This window comes from Chryseobacterium sp. HNCC26DJ238 (assembly GCF_057180465.1).
The window spans coordinates 1-678 of the sequence record NZ_JBXUGI010000054.1; the positions used below are offsets into that span (position 1 = coordinate 1).

The 678-nt window shown below is 44.5% G+C and carries 1 pseudogene; it reads left to right on the top strand.

The annotated features are described in order from the left end of the window. Positions 1-678 (top strand): annotated as a pseudogene (locus tag AC2A07_RS19675) (DUF5977 domain-containing protein); the annotation flags it as partial.

A 678-nucleotide genomic window follows, 5' to 3' on the forward strand; every position in this document is an offset into this window, starting at 1 on the left:
CTAAAAACTTATGAAGACATTACTTTCAATACAAGGGATTATCCCACAAAACAGGTAACTACCCTTTCAGATGCTAACATTGTGGAAACGAACTACCAATACGCCCATGAGAAAGGTAATCAAAGACTGATCAACGCCAATATGATAGGTATTCCTTTGGAAACTTCTGTCGTTCAAAAACAGAATAGTAATGATCCCGGAAAAGTTATTAGTAAATCGGAAACCAAATTTGATAACCCTGCGCATCTGTTCCAGAGTTCAGTTCTGTCTTATGACCTTCAGAACAACAGTTCCACCGAACTTACCTATGACCAGTATGACAGTAAAGGCAATCTCCTGCAGTACACCACCAAAGATGGTATCACGACCTCCATTATCTGGGGATATAATACAACCCAGCCCATTGCGAAGATCACAGGAGCCACCTTCGCTCAGGTGAACAGCCTGGCTTCAGCCATTATCGCAGCTTCCGATGCAGATGCCTTAAACCCGGCTAATGAACCGGCGCTGATCAATGCCCTGGATGTGTTCAGGAAAAACCCTGACCTGGCAGCTTACCAGATCACGACCTATACCTATGATCCTATGATCGGGGTAACGGGGATCACGCCTCCTTCGGGAATCAGGGAAGTTTATCTCTACGATACTGCCAACAGGCTCAAAGAAATAAGGGAGAAT